Raw genomic sequence first — 26,127 nt, forward strand, 5'->3', positions numbered from 1 at the left:
TTAAAACTGTTGTAATACTTACACAGTCTATGTTTTCAGCCTGAGCATCATTAAAATATAGTTACTAAAATTTACTAAACTTTATTACTCACCATAAAAATACCGGAAGAACCAAATTTACTTAGCATTGAACATCCCAGCAGTACAGATTATCCCTCATTAGACTTCGCCGAAATCGAATCGGAAGCTATCAGCCGAATGTTCCCCAACCCTACACATCTGCATTCCAAACAAGCCACACAAAAAGCACTCATAAATGCTTTGCCCCAAGGCTACAATATTTTTCACTTTACAGGACATGGTGTATATAACTTTCAAAATCCGGCGTTATCTTTTTTAGCATTAGCAGGTGAAGAAAAGTTAACTCTAGCAGATATCCACGGCTTTAAATTGCAAAGCTACCAACTCGTCACTTTAGCAGCTTGCGAAACTGCAATCACCGGAAATCATACCATCACCACAGAATATGTAGGGCTTGTCAGTGGCTTTATGGGTTGCGGTGTGGCTCATGTCGTCAGTACCTTATGGACAGTAGAATCAGCCGCTAGTGCTTTGGTGATGATTCAGTTTTACCAACTGCTGCAACAAAATAAACCAGAAACTATCGCCTTGGCTGAAGCTACCCAATGGTTGCGAAATGTCACCAATGCAGAACTAGCACAATGGTATGCAGCGCAAATTGCTAAACTTCCTGAAAATCAAGGACTCCTTTACAATTTCTGGTCACGCCATTTAAATAAACTTAAGAATAACCCAGAACCTAGTAAACAACCCTATAATCACCCTTATTTCTGGGCAGCTTTTACCATTACTGGCAACTTTTCATTATGCAACCATTAGAAGCATCAGAACTAAAAGCCTTTATTTTTGCACTCTCCCAACTTGATTCACCATTACCAAATCATATTCAGGCGCAACTACAGACAATTAATATTCCTGACGATATCGATCAACTATATGCGATCGCCATCAGTCACCCTTCCCTAAAAGCAGCCTACGAACGAGTATATGACAATATAGATGCGATCGCTCAATTCCGCAGTAAAGGTGTGGAAAGTTTACCTCAATATAAACCAGATTCCATAAATACAGAAATTGAAAATGCTTCGAGAGAAGTTGAAGAGCAGCTAGTCAAATTTGAGCAAGAAGTTGATCAAAATAAATTAGCAGTAATAGCCAAGCAAATTTTTCAGGCGTTAAATCCTGTAAAAACAGCGAAAGAAGTCATTAACACCATTCTTTCTTTATGAATAGAATAGACTTCTTGCAAAAGTCATAATTCTAGCGTCTTTCTTTGCGTCTTTGCGCCTTTGCGCGAAACAAAAACATTATGAATCAAAATTATCAATTAATTTATCCAACCCTCGATTTATTTCTTTATGATCTCAAAACTGGTTTGGGACAGGATGAAGAAAAACTCGAACAAAATCGTCAACTTTTTTGGCAAAAAATTTATGGTAATCAGTTAGATAGTAAACAGCTTGCAGAACTAACCCAAGCAGAAACAGATAGTTTAGATTATATTGAATTACTAGGTAATAAAAAATATGAAATTTTTCCCAGTCCTTTAAATGGTTATTACTATCCCGTCCAACTGGGAGACACTTACGCACTGCAAGTAGACTGTACTGCTAACTATATATCCGATTACAAATACTCTCCACAATCCATTGATTGTTTGCATAATTTACAAACAGAAATTCTGACTAAAATCAATCATCAAAATGGCAAACTTGGTCAAAGTTGGTTAATTTGGGGTCAGTTAGCTATAGATAATCAAGATCCCCAAGCCACAGCTCAAGAATGTTTTGCCCAATTAAAATTACATCCGCAGCAAAATTGGCAGAAGGATTTTATCGGTCAAGGCAAGTTTTTTGGTGGAACTATATTTGAACTGCAACGACTTCCAGCAAAATCACAAAACTTGCATGATAGTTATCATCTATTAATTTGTTTGTTTCCCTATCAAATTAAAACCGATGCAATTAGAGAAATTAGTAGCAAGTTATCTCCTCAATTACTCCAACTTTTAAGATACCGCCATAAAATCCATTGGGCTAATTCTCAAAGTCGGGAAATTAAAGATAATTTAAAACAAGCAGCTAAACTAGCACAAGCTATTGTGAATAATCTGAATGCTAACTTGAAAAAACCAGATATTAAAATTAATGAATTAGAAACCTTCCTCAAAAACACACCAGAAATTTTATTAAAATATACTAATAACTTAGCGTATTTAGATGACCAAAGACGCACAATAGAAGTAAATATCAATAATTATCAAAAACGTTACCAAGAACTTATAAAGTTAGATAGTAATAGTGATTGGGAATTTTTGCAAGTATTCAGTAACTATGCTAAAGAAAAGTTTTTAGCCCAAATCGAAACTGACCAAGCTAACTTTAGCCCTGGTTTAACATTAATGGAAAATTACATTAAGACCATCCAAGGTATTATCGCTATTGAGCAAACTAAAAGCGATCGCAACTTAGAAAATCTTATCGGTAGTGTTGGTATCGGGTTAGCCATCAGCCAAATTGCATCTTCAATATTAGTCAGTCAATATCCACCACAAAAAGAAACACCATTTTTCCTGACAACAGTCTTTGGCGGCAGCGTTGTTGCTGGAGTGCTTACCAGTATAATCGCCTGGATATTATTTAAAAAAATTCGCCGCTAATAACTCTTTCTTGTGCGCTATCGCTTCCTACCCTGCGGAAAGGCTTACGCCTACGTAATGACAAGTGTTTAATCGGACTTGATATAACTGGTTGAGCAATTTGTATTCCTCAAACAATTAATCTCTCGTAATTAATAAGATTAAGCAGTTAAACAATTTAAACGCACTCTCTGTTTACTCCCCTACTAATGCCAATGCTTGATTGATTACTCGGTCAGACAGATACATTCCACAGAGACGCAGCTGTTCAACCACAGGACGCGCTGCTGGAATTACCCCTCGTTGTTTGGCAGTGAGAACGATGCCTAGAGTTCCCCGTACTGGGATTCCCAAAGCTACTGCACAATAACGGGCTGCTAAATCATCAAGTATTACCTCTGTGCCAGTATTTACATAAGCCCAAGTTAACACAGCCGATTCACCAGCACCTAAATCCCAGCTTTGAATAATTGCGGGAACGGATGGTGTCGCAACCTCTACCAGCCAAGAAGTAGTTGCTAACGCCATTGCAGTTACATCCGTCTGCCCGTATGCTTGAATTTCACTGGCTACAGCCTGGGGGACAATAATTTCTGGACTGACTATCTGCAATAGGTCGAGAAAGCCACCCTTGGTTAAAAAAATCAGTGGAGAGGTGTTGATTGCAGGACGTTCAGCCACGGTTTAACTCTTGTTGCAAATCATCAAAGTCTACGGTAAACACATCTACTTGCTCACGGGTAAGGGCTGCAAGAAAATCACGGCGATTTAAACCTGCAATTTGAGCAGCTTTTTCCTGGGAGACTTCACCCTTTTGATACCAATAGATAGCAGCAGCCAACCGCATATCACGCACAAATTCATCTGGGGGAAGACGGCGGGCTGAGAATACTTCTTCGGGTAAGTCTAGATTTACTCTGGTCATAGGTTTCTCCAGTTAATTAAAATCCAAGACCTTTCTTTCTTGCTATTACAACTCAGTGTTGGTGTTGACACAGCATTATTGTAGACAATGCCCAAAAAAATAATTCTGGATGTAATATAATAATCACATCCAGAAATAATCTTATCTACTCTACAAATATTACTTAAAGAAAACCAAAATTAATTTATTCCACAGTTACTGATTTTGCCAAATTTCGAGGCTGGTCAACGTCCAAACCGCGACGGGCGGCGATATGATAAGCCAATAGTTGCAGAGGTACAACTGTAAGTATTGGCGATAGTAATTCATCCACTGATGAAACGGGGAGTAAATCATTAAAGATTTCCGCCGCTTCGCCATCTTTTACAGGTGTTACACCAATCAACCGCGAATCTCTGGCTTTGGCTTCTTGGGCGTTGGAAATTACCTTTTCATACACATTACCAGGAACTGCGATCGCCACTACCGGAACTTTCGCATCTAATAATGCAATGGGGCCGTGTTTCATTTCGCCAGCCGGATAACCTTCGGCGTGAATATAGCTAATTTCTTTTAATTTCAAAGCCCCTTCTAAAGCAATGGGGAAGTTAATTCCTCTCCCTAAAAAGATGAAATCTTGGGTATCAGCAAATTCATGGGCTAAATGTTCTGTTAAACGTTCTTGACTTGCCAATGTTTCTTCAATTTCTTGAGGAATTTGTCGCAGTCCGTTAATAATTTGCTTTATAGTTTCTTTGGGAATTGTTTGATGACGGGCAGCTAAATCTAATGCCAAAGCATAAAATGCCATCAATTGGGCAATAAATGTTTTTGTTGCTGCTACGCCAATTTCTATCCCTGCTAAGGTACTAATAATATTAGGAACCATGTGACCAAGGCTACTTTCTGGGCGGTTGGTAATCCCTAAAAGTCGCGCTTGATATTTCGCCTCTTGGCCTTGGCGGCGTTCTTTTTCCATTGCTAAAGCTGCCAAAGTATCAGCAGTTTCACCAGATTGGGTAACACCAATAATTAATGTATTTGGTGTTAGTGGTGATGGTGCATAGCGATATTCCGAAGCGTAGTGTACTTGGGTGGGAATTTCTGCTAATTGTTCTAATAAATGTTTGCCAACTAAGGCAGCGTGCCAACTTGTACCACAGGCGACGATGTGAATTTGTTCTAAATCTGCGTAGAGTGATTCAGACAAGCCGAGGTTAATAGGCGACACAGACGCATCAGTTGAATTATCAAAATATGCTTCTAAATTAGCTCTTACTACTCCTGGCTGCTCATAAATTTCTTTGAGCATGAAGTGTTTGAATCCCTGCTTTTCTACCATTGTGGGACTCAAGTTGAGCATCCGGGGTTGTTTTTTCAACCTCTCGCCAGCAAAGTTATAAATTTCTACGCCTAATGGTGTGAGGCGGGCAATTTCCCCATTTTCTAAGGGTAATACGGCACGGGTATATGCAACGATCGCCGGGGTATCGGAAGCACAGAAAAATTCACCCTGTCCAAATCCAATTACTAAAGGTGCTTGTTGACGCACCACAATTAATTCATCTGGATAGTCAGCCGAAATAACTGCGATCGCAAATCCACCTTCTAGCTGATTAGCAGCTTGACGAACTGCATCTAAAAAATTTAACTCTCGATTTTTTAATAATTCTGCAATCAGATGGGGAATTACTTCTGTATCAGTTTCCGAACGAAACTCATGTCCTTTTTGTTTTAAGTCTTCCCGTAACTCGCGGTAATTTTCCACAATCCCATTTTGAACTACCGCAATGCGTAGTGCTGTATCCAAATGGGGATGAGCATTGTACTCTTCTGGTTTACCATGAGTAGCCCAGCGAGTGTGACCAATGCCAATTTGAGCCGGATTTTCTAGCTGTTCGAGTTTAGAACGTAAATTATGTAGTTTTCCTTTCGCTCTAACACAATTAACTTCACCTTCCCAAATTGTGGCGATTCCCGCAGAATCGTAGCCTCTATACTCTAGTTTTTCCAGTCCAGACAGTAAAATTTCTGTTGCTGCTTGAGTGCCGATATACCCGACGATTCCACACATTGCTCACACCATTTTGGTTTTAGGATTATTAAATCCAGTATAGATGTTGGCAAAAGGGGTGTATGGCTATAGGGGTATAGGAGGAGAAATACATTAAACTCAGCCAAAATTAAATAACTAGCCCACTCAATCTCATTACAAGTCCGTTTTATACCTAACTACGAGTGCTGCTTTGTCCTGTGCGTAGTTCTAATAAATCTGGTGTAGCAAAAAAGCCAAAGTAAATAGCGATCGCAGCAGTAATTCCATGAAGCCAGACACCATTCCCAAAAAGGTTTTAGAGGATGTTTGAAAAGTATTGGGCGAATAGAATTCGGTACTACACAAGCAAAGTCCACACTTCGACAAGCTCAGTGACCGCCTACGTGGACTAACACAAAATCAAGGTTTTCAAACCTACGTAGGTGGGTTTCGTCTGTGTAGCCGCGATTTCCAATCGCCCTTTCCAAACATCCTCCTATATCTGTTAACAAAACCGACAAATAACAAATAATGACTCCACAGAAAACGCAAAAATGATTTTGGAGGGGGCTTGGGGGACGCAACCGTCCCCCAATCGGGGGCGTGGGGGAGAATCCCCCAAATCTTGTTCCTTATCTGATAGGTAGAGGAGAAATTGAGAAATCAACTCTCATCACCTTAACTGAACCTAAGTTCTCACAAAAAAAAGGAGCAACTTGCTCCTTCTGCCACTAAGGTATGTTTATGGTTTTTGAAGTGTTTACCCTAGTAAGGTGGGCATAACCCACCCTACAGTGCTAAAAAAGCTTGCTATGGAGACACTTAATTGAGAGTCTGATGAGAAATTTTAGAATAAATTCCGCATCAATAAGCTAGACCCATGCTGCGAGTTGTTTCAGCGCCCAGATAAACCCGGATGCTCAAAAAGTCGGTGGGGCAGGCAGTTTCACAACGTTTGCAGCCAACGCAGTCTTCTGTGCGGGGAGAGGAGGCAATTTGAGCGGCTTTACAGCCGTCCCAGGGTACCATCTCTAGCACGTCGGTGGGGCAGGCGCGAACACATTGAGTGCAGCCAATACAGGTATCGTAGATTTTTACGGTATGAGACATTGAAAAAAGGCTCCTTTCGAGTTCTCTTCTCTGCGAAAGAATCATAATCAAGGCATAGTTTACCGCAGTGGCTTATCCAGAGTAAGTAAAAGGCTACATAACTTTAAACAATGTAATAGGCACGTTTTAAAGTTAAAATTTGCGAAATTTCTCTGTTTCCTTATAAATCAGCTACAGAAGAGCAGCGTGTTTCCCTCATTTGTTAACTACCTTCAAGACTTGGTGTAAAGATATGTGAAGAACGCAACTGTCGAGGGTAGGAGCGCACAGATAATTTCAAACATTCAACCGGACTATCATATTACCAATCTTGATATAGTTTTTGAGCATGAAACATAATTTCCTCTTTTGGTAAGCGAATTTTGGGTGTTTGGCGAGGATAGGATGTTTCAATGGCGCGTGTATCTTGCTCAACAACAGTTGTGACTGCGCTCAACATTGAGCGTCTCAATAAAGGTAGCAAAATTGGGTGTTTGGGTTTGCTGAAGACCAACACAAAGGTTTTAGTGTTGGTTTCTGTTTCGGGATATAAGATATGCACCTGCAAAATTTCTCCTAGTAAAAAAGAGGTGCGAAAAGTTATCAGTGTGGGAAACGCATATTCTAAAATGCCAGTGTAGGTTTTAGGTGCGGTCAAAACAACAGGATTGCGGATGATATCATTCCAGGTGCTATCTTCACGCTCTAGTTCTTGGACAACTTTCACCCAATATCCTTCATGTTCAAATATCGGCACGCGATTAGCTTTAATGCCAAATAAGTCGCGGTGTGTGCCGCTTTGATGATTGTAGTCATAGTTAATTAACAAGTTATCTAAAAAAGTGCCGCAGATGCTTTTTTCCCCAGCTACACCAACAAAACTCATACCTGCACTCACTTTTGAGATGAGGTCTGGGACTGGAATTTTTGGAATATGACCAGCATAAGTCCAAATACAGTCATCTTTGATGATCAGTTCTAGGGGCGTGAGCAGTGATTGACCGGACTGATGCAACCTTCCTTGTCCATCAAATTCTAAGGCATGAAAGGGACAGGCAATTGTATTCCTTTCTTGACAAATCCAGCCATCAGATAAAGGTGCTTGCATGTGAGGACAAACGTTATCTAGGGCGAAAATTTCACCTTGCTGATTTTGCCAGAGGACATAATCTTGACCATTCAGCGCCACTTTATAAGGCTTGTTAATGCCCAGCATGGAACGGTGGGCAATTAACCAGGGTGCGCCAGGGAGAATGACTGCCATAAAAGCCTCCTAGTTAAAGTTATGTGAGACTATAGCGATCGCTATAATCTCCCAAGGTTTAAGGTAAATTGTGACAAAACTTTCATATTTGTATTCAAAATACGACAAATTATTCGTGTTTGTCAAGAATTATGGCTATAAGTAAACCTGATCTGATGCGCCGTCAACCCAAGCAAAAACGGAGTCAGCAAAGAGTTGAAAAAATCCTCAAAGCAGCAGCCGAAGTTTTTGCAGAGGTGGGTTATGAAGCTGCAACTACTCATCAAATTGCGGCGAAAGCAGAAACGGCTATTGGTTCGCTGTATCAGTTTTTTCCCGATAAACTCGCCATATTTCATGCACTCGAAGCTATACACATGGAACGGGTGACAGCAATTTTGAGCAAAATTATGCAGTCAACCGAGAAGCATCAGTCATTATCTGAGTTTATTGAGTTTACAGTGGATATCCACGCCCAATATTTTGCAGATCCCATCCCTCGCGTTGTCTATATTCAATATTTTGTCGCACCAGAATTATTTAAATTATTTGACGAAACCTTTGATAAGCAACTAATTCAACAATTCGCCGCCTTTTTTCGCCAGTGGAACCCAGACTTAACTTTAGAAAAAAGTGAACTCCTATCTGAAACAGTGCATCGAACTTATAACGCTTTGCTGTTGAATGCACTCAAACAGGATGAGAGTAAACGTCAAGCCCTTTACGCTGAACTCAAAACATTGTTAATTGCATATTTAACACCATACACTTTGCCGCATCAAGTAATGAAAGTAATGATATGCCCTCATTGTCAGTCATCACGGTTATCCAAAAATGGGCATCGTCACGGAAAGCAACGCTATCTCTGTAAAGATTGTGGTAAACAGTTTTTGGAAAGGTTGAGTTTGTAGTTATAGCTTTTTCCAGTCTACTGAGGTACAAATTTATCTGTTTCTATCTGCGTTCATCTGCGTCCATCGGCGGTTAATTATTCTTGCTTGTACTTCACTAGAATGAGAAATGCCATATACCAATTTAATGTGAAGTTGTTTGTGGAGATGGGGTGTACTTCGACCCTTCTCCTGCCGGAGACGCTACGCGAACGACAGGCTCAGGGCGGCGCTGCGCTCAGTAAGCAGGGTGAAAAGGAGACAAGGGCTTGTCTAATTTGATGAGTAAGCTGGTAGGGTAATTGTAAATATACTGCCTTCACCTAAACGCGATCGCACTGTTACATGACCATTCATACCTTCGACTAGGGTTTTGACAATGGATAGTCCTAAACCACAGCCACCTGTGGAACTGCTACGGGCTTCATCGATGCGGTAAAATCGCTCAAAAATCCGTGACTGATGTTGTAAAGGAATACCATAGCCTTGGTCGCAAATTTCGATAATGGCTTGGTCGGCTTGTTGATAAAATTTGATGGTTACAGGGGTTTCTGGCGCAGAATACTTAAAGGCGTTATCAACTAAATTAATTACAACTTGTTTGAGGCGGTTGTAGTCAGCTTTAGCGGCGATTGGCTGGTTAGTTGATTCAATGGTAATCTGGCGATCGCTATAAGTTTTCGCCATCACCACAACTTCAGTAATTAAGTCATTTAATGGGCAACTTTCGAGGCGAAATAGCAAATTACCACTATCTGCCCTGGCTAAATCAAGTAAATCTTGTAATAGTCGAATGGTGCGTTCGGCTTCGGCGGCGGCGGTGGCTAAGGCTTCTTGCTGCACTTCGGTTAAATTATGCTGTCGTCGCAAAACACTTTGTAAATAACCATGTACGATGGTCAGGGGTGTGCGTAATTCGTGAGATACATTACTGACAAATTGTCGCTCTTGCTCCCAAGATTGGAACAGCCGCGATAACATCATGTTGTAGGTTTGAGTTAATTCTCGAACTTCGCTAGGGGCATTTTCTAAATACAGTTGTGCTTGTCCTAAATCTCCCAGGGAAATGACTTCTGTCATTTGACTTAACTGACGTAGGGGTTGCAGGGAACGTTTAATGTAAAATGCGATCGCAACAGAAATAATTGTAATGGTGATAATACTGCCAATTCCCAAACTCTGCACAATCACTAAAAACATGCTTTGTTCTTGGGTGACATCCTGCACAACAAATAAGGTTCCCACAGTCTGACCTTGTAATCTCAAAGAATTGCCACACATCACAAAGTAGCTTTTACCCATTTCTTGCGCTATGGGTTTCATGGATGTATAAGTTAAATCCATTAACTCAGCTACTTTTTTTGACGGTAACTTATTTAAGTTATCTGACTTAGCTATTATCTGATTTTTAGGATTTTTCACCCATAAATATGTATTTGTAGTACTTAAATTATTAATCGCTCTTTGCAGCCCATTTTCTTCAGGTAAAATTTCTGTATAAAGCTCTACATAATAAGGTAAATGTTGGGTAATTTGTTGAATATTATTTTTATAATTATTAATTAAAAATTGCTGCATTTTCCAGCTTGTCCAGATAGCTAGGCTACCTAATCCTAAAGCCGAAACCGCAGCAATACCAATTGTCAATCGAACACGTAATGAGAAAGGATCAATGACCCGAAATATTTTCTGAATTTGGTTCACTTCGGTGCTTGAGGGTTGGGTGTTAGACAAGTTTTATTGACATAATCGCACTGATAAATATAAGGTTCTTGCCAACTCAAGGGAATTTCTAATAAGTCTCTTGTACCTGTTAATCCTTGTCCAATAAACAGTAAAAGAGCAACACAGTTTAATATTGTATGAATTACCCGCCAGCGATGAGACTTATAAATATCTTGCACAATTGCTAAGGAAAAAACCATCAGTAGGGATGCAGCAATGCCAATGTAGTAGTGTGACCAATACCATTCATTAGTCCGCCGATAAACTCCATCTTGACAGCCAAGAACTACTAAACCAATACCAGTTAAGGTCGCAAAAATCGCTCGCCATGTTTTATTTTTGGCTTGATAAAGTAGTACTAAAGAAGCAACAGTCGCCACAAACATTAATATGATAAAAATCACTTGGAAATTAGCAGTATTCCACAATTGCTTTTTGATAATATTTTTACCAATGGGATAGGCTAAACCGATTAATGTTAAGCCAACAACAGCACTGGTTAACCAATCACCCAATTGTTTATGCTCTTTACCAACGACTGGCGGAATTTTACTCTTACCTGCGGTTGAATTTTGTAAGCGTCGTTGACGAGTTTGCCAAGCAAAGTTAACAACATTCCCAATTAACGGAAAGACAAAAATAACTGCGATCGCTGGATGCAAAAGCCCAAGAAAATCTGCTGTTTCCATAAATCTTTTGTATTATAACTATTTTTAATTTGCAATGTGTTTAGTATTTAAAATTAAAAATTTTACCAAAAACATACTAAATATTACTCAACATTACAATCTGAAATATTCAAAGCTCAACCCATACAGTTAGTTATGGGTTGATATACTGTTTAACCCCCTAAACTGGCATAACCAAAAGTAGCATTAAATTTCCGACACCAAACCGCTACTGATCTATATCCAGACAAGTTAAGGTTTCCCGGTAAAGCATAGCTTTGACTACCGCTAAATCTTCTTAAGCGACCAACTAAAACGTAATCTTTTGCTTTTAAACCATAAATTTGGGGTGCAGCAGAACGATGTAGAATCACGTACACATCAGGGCCGCTACTGGTTTTAAAATTCCGACTAAATTGTAAATATCTGGTTCTGTTTCTGTTAACAATGCTAACTGTTCCGCGAGTTGCGTGTTCGCCATTACGAAAGTTAGCAGACTGACCTACAGCCGCAGCTAGTTGATTAATTGAAGTTTGAGCAACAGGTGTAGAAGTTGATGTCTGATATGCGGTTACTTCTTGAATAGAACCAAGACTAACAGTTGCAATCATTCCTAGGATAGCTAAAAGATTGAACTTCATATTGTTTACATCCTCAATTACTGCTATATGAGAGAAATTTATAGCTGTCTTTGATGATGAATATTAAATTACGCTGAGAATTAGCTAAAAATTTAGTTCAGCCATTTTTATCAGAATTTAATTCTAGTTAATTTCTCACTTAATTCTTAACAAAAGAAATAATAAGCTGATGCTCTTCTAGTAGGATAAGCAAAGTCTACACACTGCAAAATTTAGTGATTATTTGTGTCTTGTTGTTGACTTAACCAAACTTCTAACTCGGCATGTGAATTGGTATAACTCCCGATCATCTGCTTCTGTATTATGATTAATTCGCAAGTTTTGTTGCAAGTTATAAAGCAATTTTAGATTTAAGTATTAATTGCACCGCGTACTAAAATGACTGTACTCTCTACACTAGAGGCGATCGCTTCTGGAATATTACCTTGAATTGCCTGTTGTAGTAAGCCTTCGCGGGTAGCACCCAAAACTACGACATCAAACCCTTCTTGTTCCACTAAGTGAATTACACCTTCAGCTACGGAATCAGCATATACTGGTGTAGCGACAAATTCAGTACTAGATAAGTGACGATGACGCATCAATTGATGAATGGCTTTATCTAAAATTTGGATATCTGGTTTTGATTCTGATGGCTTGAATACTTGTGTTAAGTGAATTTCCGGGTCATTTCCTAATGTTACCAATGCTGGGATTAATTTCAGCGCAAATTTAGAATTAGGGCCTCCAGCCATTGGGATTAACCAACGGTTGAATTGGAGAGTGGGAGGAATTTTTGACAATTGATTATTGATGTTGGACTCTTGATGATTACCTAGTTTTACTAGTACTACATCACAGGTGGCTTGACGAATGATGGTATCTACAATATTGCCAAAAATTCGCCCTGGGGTGGATGTGCTACCTTTCCAACCCATTAAAATCAAGTCTATGTCACGTTCTTGGATTGTTTCTAAGATTGCTTGAGAAGCATCATGGGCGACGCGAATTTGTGTATGTAAGGGAATGTGCCATTTTTTCGCTAAGATTTCGGACTGTCGCAGTAAACGCCGACTTTTGGCAGTTCTGACTGGTGTTTCGGCTGGGGAACTGTGGCGCGATACTAATATGATTTGGACGCACTCTATTTCATAATGGCGTTCTTGGGCAATGACTGTAGCCATTTGTAGTAGAGTACCCACAGTCTCAGGATTAGCGATGGGGACTAATAATCTACCTCTACCAATACTGGGCGATCGCGTCTGATAAACTACATAAGATGGTTCTGCTTGTGGCGCTGGGGTGATGTTTTTACCGTTGAGATGGTCAGCTTCAGCACGAATAATATCGGCGCGGGTAATAATTCCAAGTAATTTTCGCTTATCTACTACAGGTAAACGACTAATTTGATAGCGGTCAAGTAAATACAATACATTACTCAAGTTATGTATTGGCGTGACCGTTATCGGCGCAGTGGTCATAATTTCTTTTAGTAAGGTATTGTTGGGCAAATTGCGATTAGACAATTTTGTTAAATCTGATTGGGTAACAATCCCAACTAATTTGCTATTTTTGACTACGGGAAAACCCCGGTGATGAGAACTGGAGAATGCTTGTTTTGTTTCTTCTAAAGTCATGTCTGCATCCAAAGTTTCCACTTGCTTTTGCATAACATCTTTAGCTGTTAATGTGGTTAAAATAGCTTCTGTGGGGGCGACTTTGCTCAGATTAATACCTTTTAATTGCAACAGTCGATCATAAAGTGAACCCGGCATGACTTTATCTGCAACTAAGTATGCGACTACAGCCACAATCATTAAAGGTAAAACCAAGTTAAAGTCTGTAGTCATTTCAAAGACAATCACAATTGCGGTGATGGGAACTTTAGAAACGGCGCTAAAAAATCCCCCCATTCCCGCCAAAGCATAAGTAGGTAGTGAACCTACTCCCAATAAATGACCTTCCCAAACACCAACAACATGCCCCAAGCAAGAACCTAAAATTAAACTCGGTGCAAATAATCCTCCCGGCGCACCAGAACCAAAGGCAATTAAAGTGAGGACAAACTGAGCAATAAATGCGATCGCCGCCACAGAACCGCTAGAACGGCTGGTAATTATATATTCCCGTAAGCCAGTATTATTCCGAAAATATTCTGGCAACATAGCTACGATGATTCCCGAAATCAAACCCGCCAAGGCAACTTTGAGCGGCAAACTAATATGTAATCTCTGATAAGATTTGATACTAAAAATTAAACCGTAATTAAATAACGCCCCTAATAAGCCAGCAACAATACCTAAGATTAAAAAAAATGGCATTTCTGGTAGAGAAAACTGACTTGAAGATTGGAGCATTTGCAGATTTAAGTGTAAACTGCGACCACCCAATAATCGTGAGACAACACCGCCAATAAATGAAGCGATAATGGCGGTTCCTAAAGTTATGCCAGATAAATCTTGCAGTAATTCTTCAATAATAAATATGACACCTGCTAAGGGGGCATTAAAAGCTGCTGCTAAACCTGCACCTGCACCCGCAGCTATCATCTGTCGCCGATGATCTGGGGAAGTGGGAACAAAGCGACTCATCCCCGCCGCTAAACTTGCACCAACTTGTACAGTCGGGCCTTGTCTACCTAAAGTTAACCCCGAACCAATGACAATCATGGCACTGAGTAACTTTACAGCTGCTACCCGCCAAGATAATTTTACGGGTACATTAGCTAAGTTAGCCTTGACTTGGGGAATACCACTACCAGAAGCTTCTGGCGCTAATCGTTGCACTAACCAGCCAGCCAGGTAGCCAAACACTAAACCTACTGCTGGTAATGCTATCCATGCAGGGAGAATATGGGAAGTTTGTACGCGCCATGCTCCCAACCATCCAGAACTGAATTTTAAGAATACCGCAGATAAAGCCGCTACAATCCCAATGATAGAAGCTTCCGCGATCGCTAAACCTTTTCTTGGCTGCCACCAACGACGTAAACGCTGACTCAGAGCAGGAAGCAACATCATATAAATTTAATAATTTATTTATGATTTCTATTCATAGTTATAACTTGAAAAGAGTATCTAATAAATTTAACCAGTTCCAAAATCCTTGTATGGCCGTGACACACCCTACGTATCTTTGCTCAATGCTCAAAAATTAAATGTTGGCAAAGTCTCCTATAGGTGCGATCGCATATCTTCCTTGTTCATCTTGAGTGACTAAACCTAATGCGATTAAATCTCGATCAATAAATAACTTTGTCGCTTTACCACCTGCGTCAATTTTATGATTAATTAACTGCATTGCATAGCAAATTGTATCGTAAACTCTTTGAGGATTCACCGCAGTTGTAATTGGTTGAAATCTACTCACCGATTCACATAATCGATACACACCGCGTTCTTGAAATTGGGGATAGCCATAATAATTGACGGCGCGTGGTAAAAAATATCCAGCAGTAATTGGCTTTGTTCCTGACGGACGCACACAGGCGTAACTACAATCACCAACTGTATCAGCCGCCATACTCCCAGGCATAAATCGCAATACATTGAAATTCAAAAAATCTGGGTTACACTTTTCAATACCAAAACGAATCGCCTCGATATCATCTTCAAATGTCGTTGGTTCATATCCCATAATTTCAGTTTTATGAGCATTTAATTTAGATTTCGGTAAACCTAAAATTAAAAAATAACTACTAGGCAATCCAGCTTGATTCATTTCTTGAAAAACCCTGACAATCTTGGCTGGATAATCAAAAGCTTGCTTAATTTGACTGGCAATAGAACCGTTAAATTTATGATTAGCTAATGAAACTTCTGGTAAAGTATGCTCAACCCCAAAAAACATATATACACAATTATGTTCTACTAAATAACGCATCTGCTCATAGTTGATTTTATCGATGCGCGTATTAGAACCCCACACAAAGCCTTCTTCTTGGAGAATTTCAGCTTCGCGTCTAGCTGCATAATCATGCACTGTAAAAGTATCAACATCTAAATAAACTGCTTCATAACCACGCTGTTTTAATTGTTGTAGTTGTCTCTTAAAAGATGTTTCGCTTAACCTAATCACATTATTACTTTCACTACTTTTATTACAAAAACCACATCCCCAAGGACAGCCGCGCTGAGTAAAAAGTTGGGCGGTTTTTAATTGTCTACCATCTGAAGCTTTAAAAATATCCATATCATGTACTTGGTGTACATGCACTAAACCAAAGTTTTGGTCAACATCATCAAAATTATTTACTCTCGTTGCAATAGTCCGATGAAATCTCCCCTCCTGAGTTATAAAACACAACCCTGGTAAATTTTGCATCTCTTGATAAAAAGTGCCTCTCGCAACTGCGTAAGCAATCTCGATAATTGATTCTTCGCCTTCACCATCACAAAAAGCCGTAATCCAAGGTGTAATGCGGGCAATATCTTCAACGCTTTTAGTTGCATAACCACCAACTAAAATCGGTACATTTTTTCTACCATATTTTTGCAGTTCGGCAAAAATTTTACTACTATGATTGTCAATCTCTGGCCATTGAGTTGTCAGACAACCAGAAAATATAATCAAATCAGCATCTCTGATTTCAGATAAAACATCATCAATAGATAAATCAGGACGTTCTAAATCTAGTTGTAAAACTTGCCTAAATCCAGCATTAAATAAACTCGAAGCTAAAACGGGCAAGGCTTTATTGGCACCGTTAAAGCTTCTGTGTTTGAGAAACTCTCCAATTAAAACTATTTTAATTGAATTAATTAGAGTTGATATTTGTTGAATTTTAGTTTGAGATAATAACACTAATACATACCTAAATCTACAATTTTGGTCGATGTAGACACCTGGCTATAGTAGGTTTGCTGGAGAGAAGTTATATTCTGTTCATAGAAAACCACAAATTTTTGAGACTGCACCCAAACTAGAAGTAAAAATAAAACAAGGCTCAAAAAATTAGCTTAATAACTGAACAGAAAAACAGAATAATGGACTTGCATTCATATATCCTCAGAAGGATTTAAGACACAAAATTCCATCATTCATGTATTCATTTTGAAAAATCTATAGCCGGAAAGCAGAGAACTTTAATCAATAGCCCCCAAAATTTTTAAAGAAGCTTTTTCCGCATCGGTCAAGCCTGTGGTGTTGCTAATATCCATGCGTTCGTATAGGCGGTCTGGTTTAAGCGATCGCACTCTACTACCAGTTTTCACATCCCACAGTTGAATTTTTTCGTCTTCACCACCACTCGCTAAGAATTTGCCATCGGGGGTAAAAGCTAAAGAACGAATTGCGGCTGTATGTCCCAATTTGAAGATGTCGAAATTCTCACCTGTACTCACTAGCCACAGCATCACAGTGGTATCAGCACCAGCACTAGCTAATATCTGTCCATCGGGACTAAAGGCGACGGAGTAGACTTGTTGCTGATGTCCTGTCAAGGTGTGAATACATTCGCCTGTGCTAATATTCCATAACTTCACGCTTTGGTCTTCGCTACCACTGGCTAAAAGCTGTCCATCAGGACTAAAAGCCACTGACCAAATCATGTCTTGATGTTCGGTCAATGTTTGCAGACATTCTCCATTTGTCACATCCCAAAGTTTAATTTCGCTGTCTGCACTACCACTAGCTAAAATCTGGCCTTGGGGATGAAAGGCTACAGTCCACACCCAATGGCTATGTTCTTTGATTCTTCTCACACATTCACCGCTAGAAACATCCCAGATGCGAATGCTACGGTCTTCGCCACTACTGGCTAGGGTTAGCCCATCGGGACTAAAAGCAACTGACCATACCCAGTTACTATGACCAATTAGGGTTTGTATACACCTGCTATGGTGAATATCTCTGATGTCCCAGAGTTTGATGGTGTTATCTGCACTACCACTGGCGAGGATTTGCCCATTGGGATGAAAGGCGACTGAACGAATCCGCCCTTGATGTTCTCTGATAATCTGACATTCTGATGTTTGTAAGTTCCACAGGCTGATGTTGTGGTCATCCCGTCCACTGGCGAGAATTTGGCTATCAGGACTAAATGCTACAGAATAGACATCACGGGTATAGCCTTGCAATACATTCAGGCAATCTCCTGTATTCACATCCCAAAGTCTAGCTGTTTGGTCATCACTACAACTAATTAAAGTGCGGCTGTCAGGACTAAATGCGATCGCCCACACCTGACTATAATGACCTTGCAAGGTTTTCAAACATTCACCCCGGACAATATCCCAGAGTTTAATGGTTCTATCTTCACTACCACTAGCCAAAATTTGCCCATCGGGGCTAAACCGCACGGAATAAACTTTTTTACTATGTCCCGCCAACATTTGCCGAAATTTACCTGTATTTACATCCCACAATCTCAAGGTAAGGTCTCTACTACCACTGGCTAACATTCGCCCATCAGGGCTAAAAGCTACAGAGTAGACATCACGACTATGACCTTGCAAGGTTTTTAGGCATTTACCTGTTTTGACATCCCACAGCTTGATTTTGCTATCGGCACTACCACTAGCCAATAACAAAGTATTTTTAATAGTTGGGGATGGTTGGAAGGTGACAGACCACACCCAACCATCATGATCAGTCAGTGTTTGCAGACAAACTCTGGTCGCAATATCCCAAATTTTAATTGTTTGGTCTTCACCTGCACTGGCTAATAAAGAACCATCGGGACTAAACCCTATGGAATAAACTTTATTGGTATGTTCTTGGAATGTGTGGAGACATTCGCCTGTTTGCACATCCCAGAGTTTCACTGTGTAGTCAGCACTCCCACTGGCAAGAATTTTACTATCTGGACTAAAAGCAAAAGCCCAAACCCAGGCGCTATGACCTTTGTAAATGCGAATTTGTTTAGTATCAGCAGTGCGCCATAATCGAATTTCTCCGGTGATTAAACCTGTGGCAAAAAATTTACCATCAGGACTAAATCTCACAGAAACAATACTAGAAAGGGTTTCTGTGAAGACAGAACCAGTCAAATCAGCATTGGCAAAGCTGGTATCTTTTAAGTTGACATCTTGGAGATAAGCTTGCCAAATAGTCAAACCCGAAAAATCACGCCCACTTAAATCAATTTCAGAATCAGGATGGGATTTATCTATCTGGAGTTGTCGCAGCAGATTGATTAAGTTCCCCGCCGCGTAACCTTTGCTTAAGGACGAATCTTGCTGCAAAGTCCGCAGCAATTTTCGTAAATGGGCTTCTAGTGCGGTTTTTGTGCTAAAAGCTTTGATTAGCTGTTGTTTGACTGGTTCTAGTATTAGTCGTTCTTGTATTTGCCGGATATAATCTAGCGATCGCGCCTGAATTAAAGGGTGGGCATTAATAAACTCCGGTTTTTTTTTTCACTCAAGTCACGAGTCACCTGTTCTATATAGCGGGCGCTGACATATTCCATCACTACAGATTGCTGACGAAATCTGCTGGCGTTTGCTTCTTTTTCAATGAGCGATCGCCTTAATAATGATTCAATAACTTCCAGGATTTTTGACTCTGCTTCTGTGTCTCTTAAATCATTTTTGAGTTGTGCTAGAGATACATATTCACGGGTAATTGCCAGCCGATACATCACTTGTTTTTCTAGTTCTGACAAGCGGTTAAATTGCTGGTCTAAAAGTGTGCGAATATCTCCATAAACAGCGTTTGCTTCTCGAATTTCTCTTAAAAATTCTGTAACATTATTGCCAAATAAGTCATAAACTGTAGTACCTACTATCTTTAAAGCTAAAGGATTCCCAGAATATCTGGTGACTAATTCTGCTAACTGCTCATCTGTAAATTCTGTACATCCTTTATCTAGCAAAATTTCTCTAGCTTCTGCTAAATCCAAGCTAGATAACTGCAAAACTTTCACTGGCAGATTTTTGCCTTCTAAGGCTGCTACTTCTTTTGGTTTTTCTCGACTAGTGATTAACAAACAACTCTCATGGGCGGTTTCAGCCACTTTTTTAAAAAAGTAGCCATAGTTTTCATAACCCTTTTCATATTCGCCAGCACATTCTTGTGTTTTGCCTTCGCCACTGCGTAGCACCGATTCGACGTTATCTAAAATGACTAAGCATCGATGTTTTCGCAAAACATCAATTAGCGCCAGGATTTTGTTATTTTCCCGAATAATTTTGTTATTTTCACTATTTTCATTAATTTTTAAGTATTCTTCCGCATCTTTAGGTAAAAATCGCAAAAGTTGGTTGAGAATTTCTTCTAGGGGTGGTGCATTGCGGAGCGATCGCCAAATCAAATATTTAAACTCAGACTTGATTTCTTGGGCAACTTTGGCAGCAATCACCGTCTTACCAATTCCACCTATACCTAAAACCGCTACTAACCGACACTGCACAGCCTGATCGCTGCCAACTATCCATTCCTTTAAATCTGTAACATCTTCTTCTCTACCCTTAAAACCTTCGACATCAACAGCTTCACCCCAGTCATCTTTTGATGAAGTCAGGTTTTCTGGAATACCTTGGTACTGAGCATATAGCTTTTGTTTTAAATTATAAATTTTTTTATTACCACTGCCTTCTATACCTAATTTGCGGTAACTTTCTCCTAATCTTTTTCTGACTGCGGGTTGCGAAATATTCAGCTTTTCCGCAATTTCTGCACCAGAATAATTTTTCAATGCTAATCGTAATGCCTCTAGTTCAGTTTTCGTTACATTATGTCTATTAGCAACATTTGTAATGAAATCATCAGGAAGCAGAGGCATATCTGCTGCGCTTGTCATCTCATCTAAGCTCCACACAATATATTTAACTTATCAGTATGTGAGAACATTTTTTTATAGCACGCCTGCTAAATCGAAAAAAGACTCTACCAATACAGAATCGCTAGTAAATACACAATTGTATTACTGGTTGATAGCTATCCTATTTCAGATTTTATCAATGTCAACTACATTTTTATCCGAAAAAATAAAAATTTAGCTGATTTTTTTCTCACCGAATGAGCTGTTTATAAAGATTTGTTGTATAAAAACCTACTACAAGTATAACTTTTTATATCTACGTGATATATATTAGATGCAAAATTTATACATAAGTTTACAGATACAAAGAAATCTTTAAGAAAAATTCTTTTTAAGAGCTTGCTTTTTTAATTGAGATGTGATTATCTTATGTACATAGAGGTATATGTGAGATATACAGATAAGTCACAACAACTAAACAGGCAACATCAGGGGGCAACAAAAATGAACAGCTGCTCACGACTGTCAGACTTTATCAGAACTGCCAACTCCGTCAAAACCGTCTTGAAAATAGGAGAACCATCCCCAGAAACCTCTTCTATATTCAAACCTCAAGAAAGAGGTAGCCCAGAAATTGTCCTCAAGCCTAAACAATGGTGTGAAGTTGAGTTACCACTTGTCTTTTCTCACATGAGCATTTTACTCATCGAAACTTTATCGGAAACTCAACATGGCGAGTTAATGGTTACCAGCCGAAAAGTCAACCACGAGACTGCTGTCAACTTGAAGAGTCACATGAGCCACCTCCACTATGTGAACCAAAAGCAACTACAAGAAATCCAGAAATTACACGATTACATTCTTGAAGCATGGATAGCTTATAGGCAGTCTCACAACCAATAATAATCCCCTCCATCGCCACAGCTATCACAAAGTCTAGAAGACTGGCAGCTTGGCGAGTTCATCAAGACAACTAAATATTTATTTCTCTAAAGAAATTTGGCTTTCGATAAATCAGAAGTTTACAAGCCAGATATGTAACCAAAATTACGTATCTGGCTTTTTGCTTAGGTTTTTCTATCAAGAAGGAAATTCTATGAGCAATCACAAACAGGATCAAGGGTCTCTCGTTCAACTCCCATCTGAAGACAGGAATAAAACTATGAAAACTAACCATCAAGAAAACCGCAATCCACTTTTAATCTTGACTGCCAGAGGATTGAAGTTATTTCTATGGACTTTGGCGGGTTTTGCGATCGCTTTTGTAGTGTTTCATATTTTCGGTGCGATCGCCATTGCCAATAGCCTGCTATCTTTTGATGTTTTGGTTTGGTTTATCCGGGGTGCAGCCTCGTTGTTTTGCTTATTTGCGATCGCCATGATCATCGAGTCCTGGCGTTAATTCCAATTCTGGTGCTGTTTTACATATCGCCTTTGGCTTGGTTTTCATTTAGCCAAAGGCTTCACATTACGGAGGTCATATTTATGTCCGATAACAATGGCTTCAAAGGTGACACACTCTCACCAATTTTAGTCATTTTAGTTGCAGGATCGATATCTCTGGCAATTGTCAATAAAGAGAATCATCCGGCTTACTTTGACATCGTAAAAATTGCAATGGCTTATAGCTTTGGTTCCCACAAGTCCAAAGGCAAACCAAAATAGTAATACCAAATTGAACAATGATTGCGACAAATGGATTGCTCAAAAGCTTACCAGTAGAAACTTTTTCAATCCAAAATCTAAAATCTAAAATCCAAAATGGTATAAGCTTGAGGTAGGTTTAGAGAAGGGTTTTGTACCAGCATAGGTGGTCACTGAGCCTGTCGAAGTATGTTTGTGTGCAGAATGAAATATATTTAGCCTGCGTGATGCACCAAGCACACCACGCAGGCTTTGTTTATGTAGCCCCAGACTTCTAGTCTGATACCATTTCACGAAAAAAATGATACAAATTCATGGTTTTTTTATTCTTTCCCCTTGCCCCCTGCTCCCTGCCCCCCTGCGGTCTATTTGTATCAAACTTAAAGTGAAACAGTATGAGGGGTAATTATCTAGACTGACTCTTCTCGCTACCAATATTATCAGTAGTAGAAGAATTGGTATTTGATGTGCCGTTGGGTTGATCTGAGCTTTGAGGTTCGACAGTTTTAGACGTATTAGTTTGATTCCCATCCCCAGAATTGTTAGTACTATCTTTGCGAGGAGTGGTTTGTGTTTCTGAATTGGATGGCTGTTGAGATGGAACGGTGATATTAATATCTGGTTGAGCAGGTATATTGACTGGTGGCACTTGCTGTTGAGGAACTACAATAGGTACTTCTCTGGTTCTTTCAATAATTGTGGTTTGTTGTGGTTGGGGGGCTGTAAGCTCACTGCTAGGTGAAGGAGTTACGACTGGTTGAGTTTCTTTAATTACTGTTTCTCTGGGTTGATTAAAGTACCAAAATGCACCAACAATTAAGCCAACTAAAGATGTGAGTAAAATTCCTAATAATAAGCCACGAGAGGCATTTTCATCATCACGGGCAGCTAAGTTAGCTTGTTGGTAATTACGCTCAATTTCTCTACCGTTGGCGTAACCGTTACTGTAAGAACTGACATTGTTGTTAACACTTTCACTGGTGCGGGTCACGTTGGTGTGAGTGTTACCGTAATTATCGGTGTAAGATTGTTGTTTAGTTTCGCTGTTATAAGTTTCGCGATCGCCTGAATTTGTCATAATATTAATTACACTCCTAAAATATCGGTTGACAAAGCTAAACCCTTGCTAAAAAAGCAATTGCCATAATAATCTGCAAAGAACTTCTAAAAATTTAGTTCTTTTTTTTACTTGGCTTTTAATGATATTCAGCATACATTCTGTAATTACATCGACGGTTCTATCTAGAGTCGGGAGTTTATCATCTGCCAAAAGAATGAGTATGAGGGAGATATATGCGGTTATTAGCTGTTACTTCAAAATGGTCAAGCTTGCTGACAGGCGATCGCGCATACTAAAAAATAGTCAATTAGCACACACATTAAATAGATGTTTTCTGGGCTGACAAAATATCAGACACCCCATAGCGGCTACCATCCCAATGGTAGCGATCGCCGTTTTTTTGAAGGCTGGTATTATCGTGTAACCTTGCCAGACTGTGGTCAAACCTTTGCTTTCATGTACTCCATTGAAGATCCCATTGGTGGTAAAGCCTACAGTGGTGGTGCAGCCCAAGTCCTCGGCCCCAATGATGAGTATTTATGCCGGACTTTTCCTGATGTAGAAAAATTTTGGGCTAGTCGAGATGTCTTAGCTTTAGGACATTGGGGAAAAACCAACCTCAACACTCAACCCTTCTACCTTTTACCCACAGAATTTGCACAACACATTCAAGAAGGTTATCAAGCCACAGCTAAGATTAATCAGGGAATTATCCGCGATCGTGCAACGGGTTTTTATTGTCGTTGGTTGTACGAAATTCAGCCGATATATGGTTGGGGAAATCAAAATAGCCTTCAGCAATCAACTGCTGGCTGGCTGTCATTTTTACAGATTTTTGAACCGGGCTGGCAAATTTTAATGGCGCACGGTTTGGCTAGTGGTTGGATAGACTGGAACGGCAAAATTTATGAATTTACCAACGCGCCAGCCTACGGTGAGAAAAACTGGGGCGGGGCGTTTCCGCAAAAATGGTTTTGGCTAAACTGTAATTGCTTTGATGGTGAACCCGACTTAGCATTAACCGCCGGTGGTGGTAGACGCGGTGTGTTGTGGTGGATGGAATCTGTCGCCATGATTGGAGTGCATTATCAAGGCAAATTTTATGAATTTGTACCGTGGAACTCCCAAGTGCAGTGGCAAATTCAACCTTGGGGTAGATGGCAAATGCAAGCTAGAAATTTAAACTACGAGGTTGAGTTGACAGGAACTACGCATCTACCAGGTACACCCCTACGTGCGCCGACAACAAATGGCTTAATGTACTGTTGTCGAGATACCATGCAAGGAAATCTGAATTTGGAGTTGCGAAAAATCAGTGACAAACAATCTCAAATTATCCTAAAATCACAGAGTTCTCTGTGTGGTTTAGAAATAGGTGGCGGTTCTTGGGACAGTTCGTGGCACTCTAGCTGAAACTACTGCTATTATATTTATGCTTCGTAGTTGGGGCTGTAGCTCAGTTGGATAGAGCGAGCGCCTCCTAAGCGCTAGGTCGTGCGTTCGAGACGCACCAGTCCCGTCGTTGTATCAAAGTAAAGTTCAACAAATTTGGTCAGCAGTTTTTACGGAATATTCCGAATTTGTGTGAATTTAACTCTTAAGTACCTGCTGATTGGTTTTATGTCCAAATCGGTAGGCATAAACAGCAAATTCCTGGGACAAAACAGGGTAGATTTGCTAAAAATCTGCTACTCTAACTTATACTTTTAGCTTATTCAGAGAATATACGTCTTAGTCACACGAAATCATAGAGCCTTGAAGAACAATTTTTTGTTTACAGGTAAATCTTTTCGGTTTATGGTTCTTACCTTACCGATATTAATTTGGTTCGGTTACAAAGAAATTCAAAAACAAACTCAGCCACCTCAAGCAGTATTGGTATTGGGTGGTTCAACCAAAAAATTAGAAAGGGAGAAATTTACTGCGGAGTTTGTACGTAAGCATCCAAAGTTACCCATCTGGATTACGGGTGGAAGTCCACCTAGAACAACTCGCAGTGTATTTGTCAAGGCTGGTGTTGATCCCAAGCGATTACACTTGGATTATGAAGCGGTAGATACAGTTACTAATTTTACCAGCTTAGTAGATGATTTGAAAGCCAAGGGGATAAAAAGAGTTTATTTGATTACGTCTGATTTCCACATGCGTCGTGCTTCGGTTATTGGTGAGATCATCTTAGGTAGCCGAGGAATTGACTTTCAGCCAGTTTCTGTTCCTTCAAAATCGCCGCCGGAACCAATAGAAAAATCAATCCGTGATGGAGCTAGAGCGTTAATGTGGGTAGCAACTGGTTACACAGGTGCGAATGATCCTAGCAAGGGTGGTAAATCCAGAATTGAGAGTAGAAGATAAAAAGTAAAAGAGCAAAAATCTATTTTTTACTTTTTACTTTTTACTTTGTTACTTGCCTATGCAGCCATTTCTTGTACTAGTACAAAGGGCTGTACAATTAGAGTATTAAAGCGTTTTTGCCGATCGCCATTCCATATTCCCACTTGGTCTACGGAAGGTTTAGTAATTAATTGCTCATCAATCCACTGTTGTACAGATTGGGTGTTATCATTAGCGATCGCTTCTCCTACATCTAACAAACTTAGCCCTTGTGCTACCAAAATCACTGCATCACGCTGCACATGGGGAATTAGCCAGTCCCATTCCGCCTCGTCTAAACCTTCTGTTAACTCTGCTCTTAAATCTGACATGATTGCACGTTCATCTTGATATACATTTGATTTTACATGAGAGGTTAGGGGCTAGGGTCTGGGGGATATATAGGCATCCTATTTTAGATATTAATCAGAGAGATAAGGGAGACACGGGAGACAAGGTAGATAAACGTTGGTAAATCATTTAGGTTAATTATCTACAGCTTCGCACAGATAAAATTCA

23 protein-coding genes and 1 tRNA gene are annotated in these 26,127 nt (G+C 39.8%); 10 read left to right on the top strand and 14 right to left on the bottom strand.

What is annotated here, in order from left to right:
- Positions 1-174: 174 nt before the first annotated feature.
- The 3 genes from H6G74_RS09020 (at position 175) to H6G74_RS09030 (ending at position 2,680) form a co-directional block, all read left to right on the top strand.
- Positions 175-840 carry a CHAT domain-containing protein gene (locus H6G74_RS09020; protein WP_313888472.1) on the top strand — a complete coding sequence of 222 codons (666 nt, stop codon included), beginning with the start codon at positions 175-177 and terminating at the stop codon, positions 838-840.
- Positions 828-1,250 carry a hypothetical protein gene (locus H6G74_RS09025; protein ID WP_190967348.1) on the top strand — a complete coding sequence of 141 codons (423 nt, stop codon included), beginning with the start codon at positions 828-830 and terminating at the stop codon, positions 1,248-1,250. The genes H6G74_RS09020 and H6G74_RS09025 overlap by 13 nt, the downstream gene beginning before the upstream one ends.
- A gap of 80 nt (positions 1,251-1,330) precedes the next feature.
- Entirely contained in the window at positions 1,331-2,680 is a 1,350-nt protein-coding gene (locus H6G74_RS09030; protein WP_190967349.1) for a hypothetical protein, read from the top strand.
- A 174-nt stretch (positions 2,681-2,854) separates the two neighbouring features.
- Here H6G74_RS09030 and H6G74_RS09035 read toward each other — a convergent pair whose 3' ends face one another.
- The 5 genes from H6G74_RS09035 to H6G74_RS09055 all read right to left on the bottom strand — a co-directional run bounded on the left by H6G74_RS09035 (position 2,855) and on the right by H6G74_RS09055 (position 7,951).
- Positions 2,855-3,340 carry a DUF3368 domain-containing protein gene (locus H6G74_RS09035; RefSeq protein WP_062294807.1) on the bottom strand — a complete coding sequence of 162 codons (486 nt, stop codon included), beginning with the start codon at positions 3,338-3,340 and terminating at the stop codon, positions 2,855-2,857.
- Positions 3,333-3,584, bottom strand: coding sequence for a UPF0175 family protein (locus H6G74_RS09040; RefSeq protein ID WP_190967350.1), 252 nt, complete (start codon positions 3,582-3,584; stop codon positions 3,333-3,335). The genes H6G74_RS09035 and H6G74_RS09040 overlap by 8 nt, the downstream gene beginning before the upstream one ends.
- A 184-nt stretch (positions 3,585-3,768) precedes the next feature.
- Positions 3,769-5,637 carry a glutamine--fructose-6-phosphate transaminase (isomerizing) gene (glmS, locus tag H6G74_RS09045; RefSeq protein WP_190967351.1) on the bottom strand — a complete coding sequence of 623 codons (1,869 nt, stop codon included), beginning with the start codon at positions 5,635-5,637 and terminating at the stop codon, positions 3,769-3,771.
- 825 nt (positions 5,638-6,462) lie between these two features.
- Positions 6,463-6,708: a photosystem I iron-sulfur center protein PsaC gene (gene psaC, locus H6G74_RS09050; RefSeq protein ID WP_012411495.1), complete on the bottom strand. Its 246-nt coding sequence runs from the start codon at positions 6,706-6,708 to the stop codon at positions 6,463-6,465.
- A gap of 301 nt (positions 6,709-7,009) precedes the next feature.
- Positions 7,010-7,951, bottom strand: coding sequence for a Rieske 2Fe-2S domain-containing protein (locus H6G74_RS09055; protein ID WP_190967352.1), 942 nt, complete (start codon positions 7,949-7,951; stop codon positions 7,010-7,012).
- 131 nt (positions 7,952-8,082) lie between these two features.
- Here H6G74_RS09055 and H6G74_RS09060 point away from each other — a divergent pair, with 131 nt between their 5' ends.
- Complete coding sequence (locus H6G74_RS09060; RefSeq protein WP_190967353.1) at positions 8,083-8,841, top strand: TetR/AcrR family transcriptional regulator; 759 nt, start codon at positions 8,083-8,085, stop codon at positions 8,839-8,841.
- A 252-nt stretch (positions 8,842-9,093) separates the two neighbouring features.
- Here the strand turns inward: H6G74_RS09060 and H6G74_RS09065 are convergent, their stop codons facing one another.
- The 7 genes from H6G74_RS09065 to H6G74_RS31125 form a co-directional block, all read right to left on the bottom strand.
- On the bottom strand, positions 9,094-10,524 hold the full coding sequence (locus H6G74_RS09065) for a sensor histidine kinase (protein ID WP_190967354.1): 1,431 nt from the start codon (positions 10,522-10,524) through the stop codon (positions 9,094-9,096).
- The gene (locus H6G74_RS09070) at positions 10,521-11,234 is read right to left on the bottom strand and encodes a DUF4079 domain-containing protein (RefSeq protein ID WP_190967355.1); all 714 of its coding nucleotides are present in this window, start codon (positions 11,232-11,234) and stop codon (positions 10,521-10,523) included. Before H6G74_RS09070 ends, H6G74_RS09065 begins: the two co-directional genes overlap by 4 nt.
- A 152-nt stretch (positions 11,235-11,386) precedes the next feature.
- Entirely contained in the window at positions 11,387-11,854 is a 468-nt protein-coding gene (locus H6G74_RS09075; RefSeq protein ID WP_190967356.1) for a DM13 domain-containing protein, read from the bottom strand.
- A 350-nt stretch (positions 11,855-12,204) separates the two neighbouring features.
- Entirely contained in the window at positions 12,205-14,850 is a 2,646-nt protein-coding gene (locus tag H6G74_RS09080; RefSeq protein WP_190967457.1) for a chloride channel protein, read from the bottom strand.
- A 136-nt stretch (positions 14,851-14,986) separates the two neighbouring features.
- Positions 14,987-16,636 (bottom strand): B12-binding domain-containing radical SAM protein, encoded by a 1,650-nt coding sequence (locus H6G74_RS31725; protein WP_190967357.1) that lies wholly within the window; start codon positions 16,634-16,636, stop codon positions 14,987-14,989.
- A 281-nt stretch (positions 16,637-16,917) separates the two neighbouring features.
- A complete protein-coding gene (locus tag H6G74_RS31120; protein WP_242051189.1) occupies positions 16,918-19,017 on the bottom strand; it encodes a WD40 repeat domain-containing protein in 2,100 nt (699 codons plus the stop codon).
- Positions 19,018-19,151: 134 nt separating this feature from the next.
- Positions 19,152-20,573, bottom strand: coding sequence for an NB-ARC domain-containing protein (locus tag H6G74_RS31125; protein ID WP_242051190.1), 1,422 nt, complete (start codon positions 20,571-20,573; stop codon positions 19,152-19,154).
- Positions 20,574-21,038: 465 nt separating this feature from the next.
- On the opposite strand from H6G74_RS31125, the gene H6G74_RS09095 reads away from it, so the two are divergent.
- The 3 genes from H6G74_RS09095 (at position 21,039) to H6G74_RS09105 (ending at position 22,199) form a co-directional block, all read left to right on the top strand.
- Positions 21,039-21,437: a hypothetical protein gene (locus H6G74_RS09095; RefSeq protein WP_190967358.1), complete on the top strand. Its 399-nt coding sequence runs from the start codon at positions 21,039-21,041 to the stop codon at positions 21,435-21,437.
- Positions 21,438-21,696: 259 nt separating this feature from the next.
- Positions 21,697-21,936 (top strand): hypothetical protein, encoded by a 240-nt coding sequence (locus tag H6G74_RS09100; protein ID WP_242051191.1) that lies wholly within the window; start codon positions 21,697-21,699, stop codon positions 21,934-21,936.
- Between the two features lie 83 nt (positions 21,937-22,019).
- On the top strand, positions 22,020-22,199 hold the full coding sequence (locus H6G74_RS09105) for a hypothetical protein (RefSeq protein WP_190967360.1): 180 nt from the start codon (positions 22,020-22,022) through the stop codon (positions 22,197-22,199).
- Positions 22,200-22,584: 385 nt separating this feature from the next.
- Here H6G74_RS09105 and H6G74_RS09110 read toward each other — a convergent pair whose 3' ends face one another.
- Entirely contained in the window at positions 22,585-23,256 is a 672-nt protein-coding gene (locus H6G74_RS09110) for a hypothetical protein (RefSeq protein WP_190967361.1), read from the bottom strand.
- A gap of 309 nt (positions 23,257-23,565) precedes the next feature.
- Here H6G74_RS09110 and H6G74_RS09115 point away from each other — a divergent pair, with 309 nt between their 5' ends.
- From H6G74_RS09115 to H6G74_RS09125, 3 genes are all read left to right on the top strand, one after another.
- Positions 23,566-24,651 (top strand): tocopherol cyclase family protein, encoded by a 1,086-nt coding sequence (locus H6G74_RS09115; protein ID WP_190967362.1) that lies wholly within the window; start codon positions 23,566-23,568, stop codon positions 24,649-24,651.
- A 32-nt stretch (positions 24,652-24,683) separates the two neighbouring features.
- Positions 24,684-24,757: transfer RNA gene (locus H6G74_RS09120), tRNA-Arg, on the top strand.
- Positions 24,758-25,035: 278 nt separating this feature from the next.
- Positions 25,036-25,590, top strand: a complete 555-nt coding sequence (locus H6G74_RS09125) for a YdcF family protein (RefSeq protein WP_190967458.1) — start codon at positions 25,036-25,038, stop codon at positions 25,588-25,590.
- Between the two features lie 56 nt (positions 25,591-25,646).
- Here the strand turns inward: H6G74_RS09125 and H6G74_RS09130 are convergent, their stop codons facing one another.
- Positions 25,647-25,940, bottom strand: a complete 294-nt coding sequence (locus tag H6G74_RS09130; protein WP_190591543.1) for a DUF2288 domain-containing protein — start codon at positions 25,938-25,940, stop codon at positions 25,647-25,649.
- Between the last annotated feature and the right edge of the window lie 187 nt (positions 25,941-26,127).

Origin of the sequence: Nostoc spongiaeforme FACHB-130 (genome assembly GCF_014698475.1) — a bacterium.
In the GTDB taxonomy this organism is placed as follows: domain Bacteria; phylum Cyanobacteriota; class Cyanobacteriia; order Cyanobacteriales; family Nostocaceae; genus Nostoc_B; species Nostoc_B spongiaeforme.

What these genes read in the sequence shown, in the direction of transcription:
- H6G74_RS09115 (WP_190967362.1), top strand. Translation starts at nt 23,566, where the DNA reads ATGTTTTCTGGGCTGACAAAATATCAGACACCCCATAGCGGCTACCAT.
- H6G74_RS09130 (WP_190591543.1), bottom strand. Translation starts at nt 25,940, where the DNA reads ATGTCAGATTTAAGAGCAGAGTTAACAGAAGGTTTAGACGAGGCGGAA.
- H6G74_RS09030 (WP_190967349.1), top strand. Translation starts at nt 1,331, where the DNA reads ATGAATCAAAATTATCAATTAATTTATCCAACCCTCGATTTATTTCTT.
- H6G74_RS09105 (WP_190967360.1), top strand. Translation starts at nt 22,020, where the DNA reads ATGTCCGATAACAATGGCTTCAAAGGTGACACACTCTCACCAATTTTA.
- H6G74_RS09055 (WP_190967352.1), bottom strand. Translation starts at nt 7,951, where the DNA reads ATGGCAGTCATTCTCCCTGGCGCACCCTGGTTAATTGCCCACCGTTCC.
- H6G74_RS09025 (WP_190967348.1), top strand. Translation starts at nt 828, where the DNA reads ATGCAACCATTAGAAGCATCAGAACTAAAAGCCTTTATTTTTGCACTC.
- H6G74_RS09075 (WP_190967356.1), bottom strand. Translation starts at nt 11,854, where the DNA reads ATGAAGTTCAATCTTTTAGCTATCCTAGGAATGATTGCAACTGTTAGT.
- H6G74_RS09080 (WP_190967457.1), bottom strand. Translation starts at nt 14,850, where the DNA reads ATGTTGCTTCCTGCTCTGAGTCAGCGTTTACGTCGTTGGTGGCAGCCA.
- H6G74_RS31125 (WP_242051190.1), bottom strand. Translation starts at nt 20,573, where the DNA reads ATGACAAGCGCAGCAGATATGCCTCTGCTTCCTGATGATTTCATTACA.
- glmS (WP_190967351.1), bottom strand. Translation starts at nt 5,637, where the DNA reads ATGTGTGGAATCGTCGGGTATATCGGCACTCAAGCAGCAACAGAAATT.
- H6G74_RS09110 (WP_190967361.1), bottom strand. Translation starts at nt 23,256, where the DNA reads ATGACAAATTCAGGCGATCGCGAAACTTATAACAGCGAAACTAAACAA.
- H6G74_RS09070 (WP_190967355.1), bottom strand. Translation starts at nt 11,234, where the DNA reads ATGGAAACAGCAGATTTTCTTGGGCTTTTGCATCCAGCGATCGCAGTT.
- psaC (WP_012411495.1), bottom strand. Translation starts at nt 6,708, where the DNA reads ATGTCTCATACCGTAAAAATCTACGATACCTGTATTGGCTGCACTCAA.
- H6G74_RS09125 (WP_190967458.1), top strand. Translation starts at nt 25,036, where the DNA reads ATGGTTCTTACCTTACCGATATTAATTTGGTTCGGTTACAAAGAAATT.
- H6G74_RS09095 (WP_190967358.1), top strand. Translation starts at nt 21,039, where the DNA reads ATGAACAGCTGCTCACGACTGTCAGACTTTATCAGAACTGCCAACTCC.
- H6G74_RS09060 (WP_190967353.1), top strand. Translation starts at nt 8,083, where the DNA reads ATGGCTATAAGTAAACCTGATCTGATGCGCCGTCAACCCAAGCAAAAA.
- H6G74_RS09100 (WP_242051191.1), top strand. Translation starts at nt 21,697, where the DNA reads ATGAAAACTAACCATCAAGAAAACCGCAATCCACTTTTAATCTTGACT.
- H6G74_RS09040 (WP_190967350.1), bottom strand. Translation starts at nt 3,584, where the DNA reads ATGACCAGAGTAAATCTAGACTTACCCGAAGAAGTATTCTCAGCCCGC.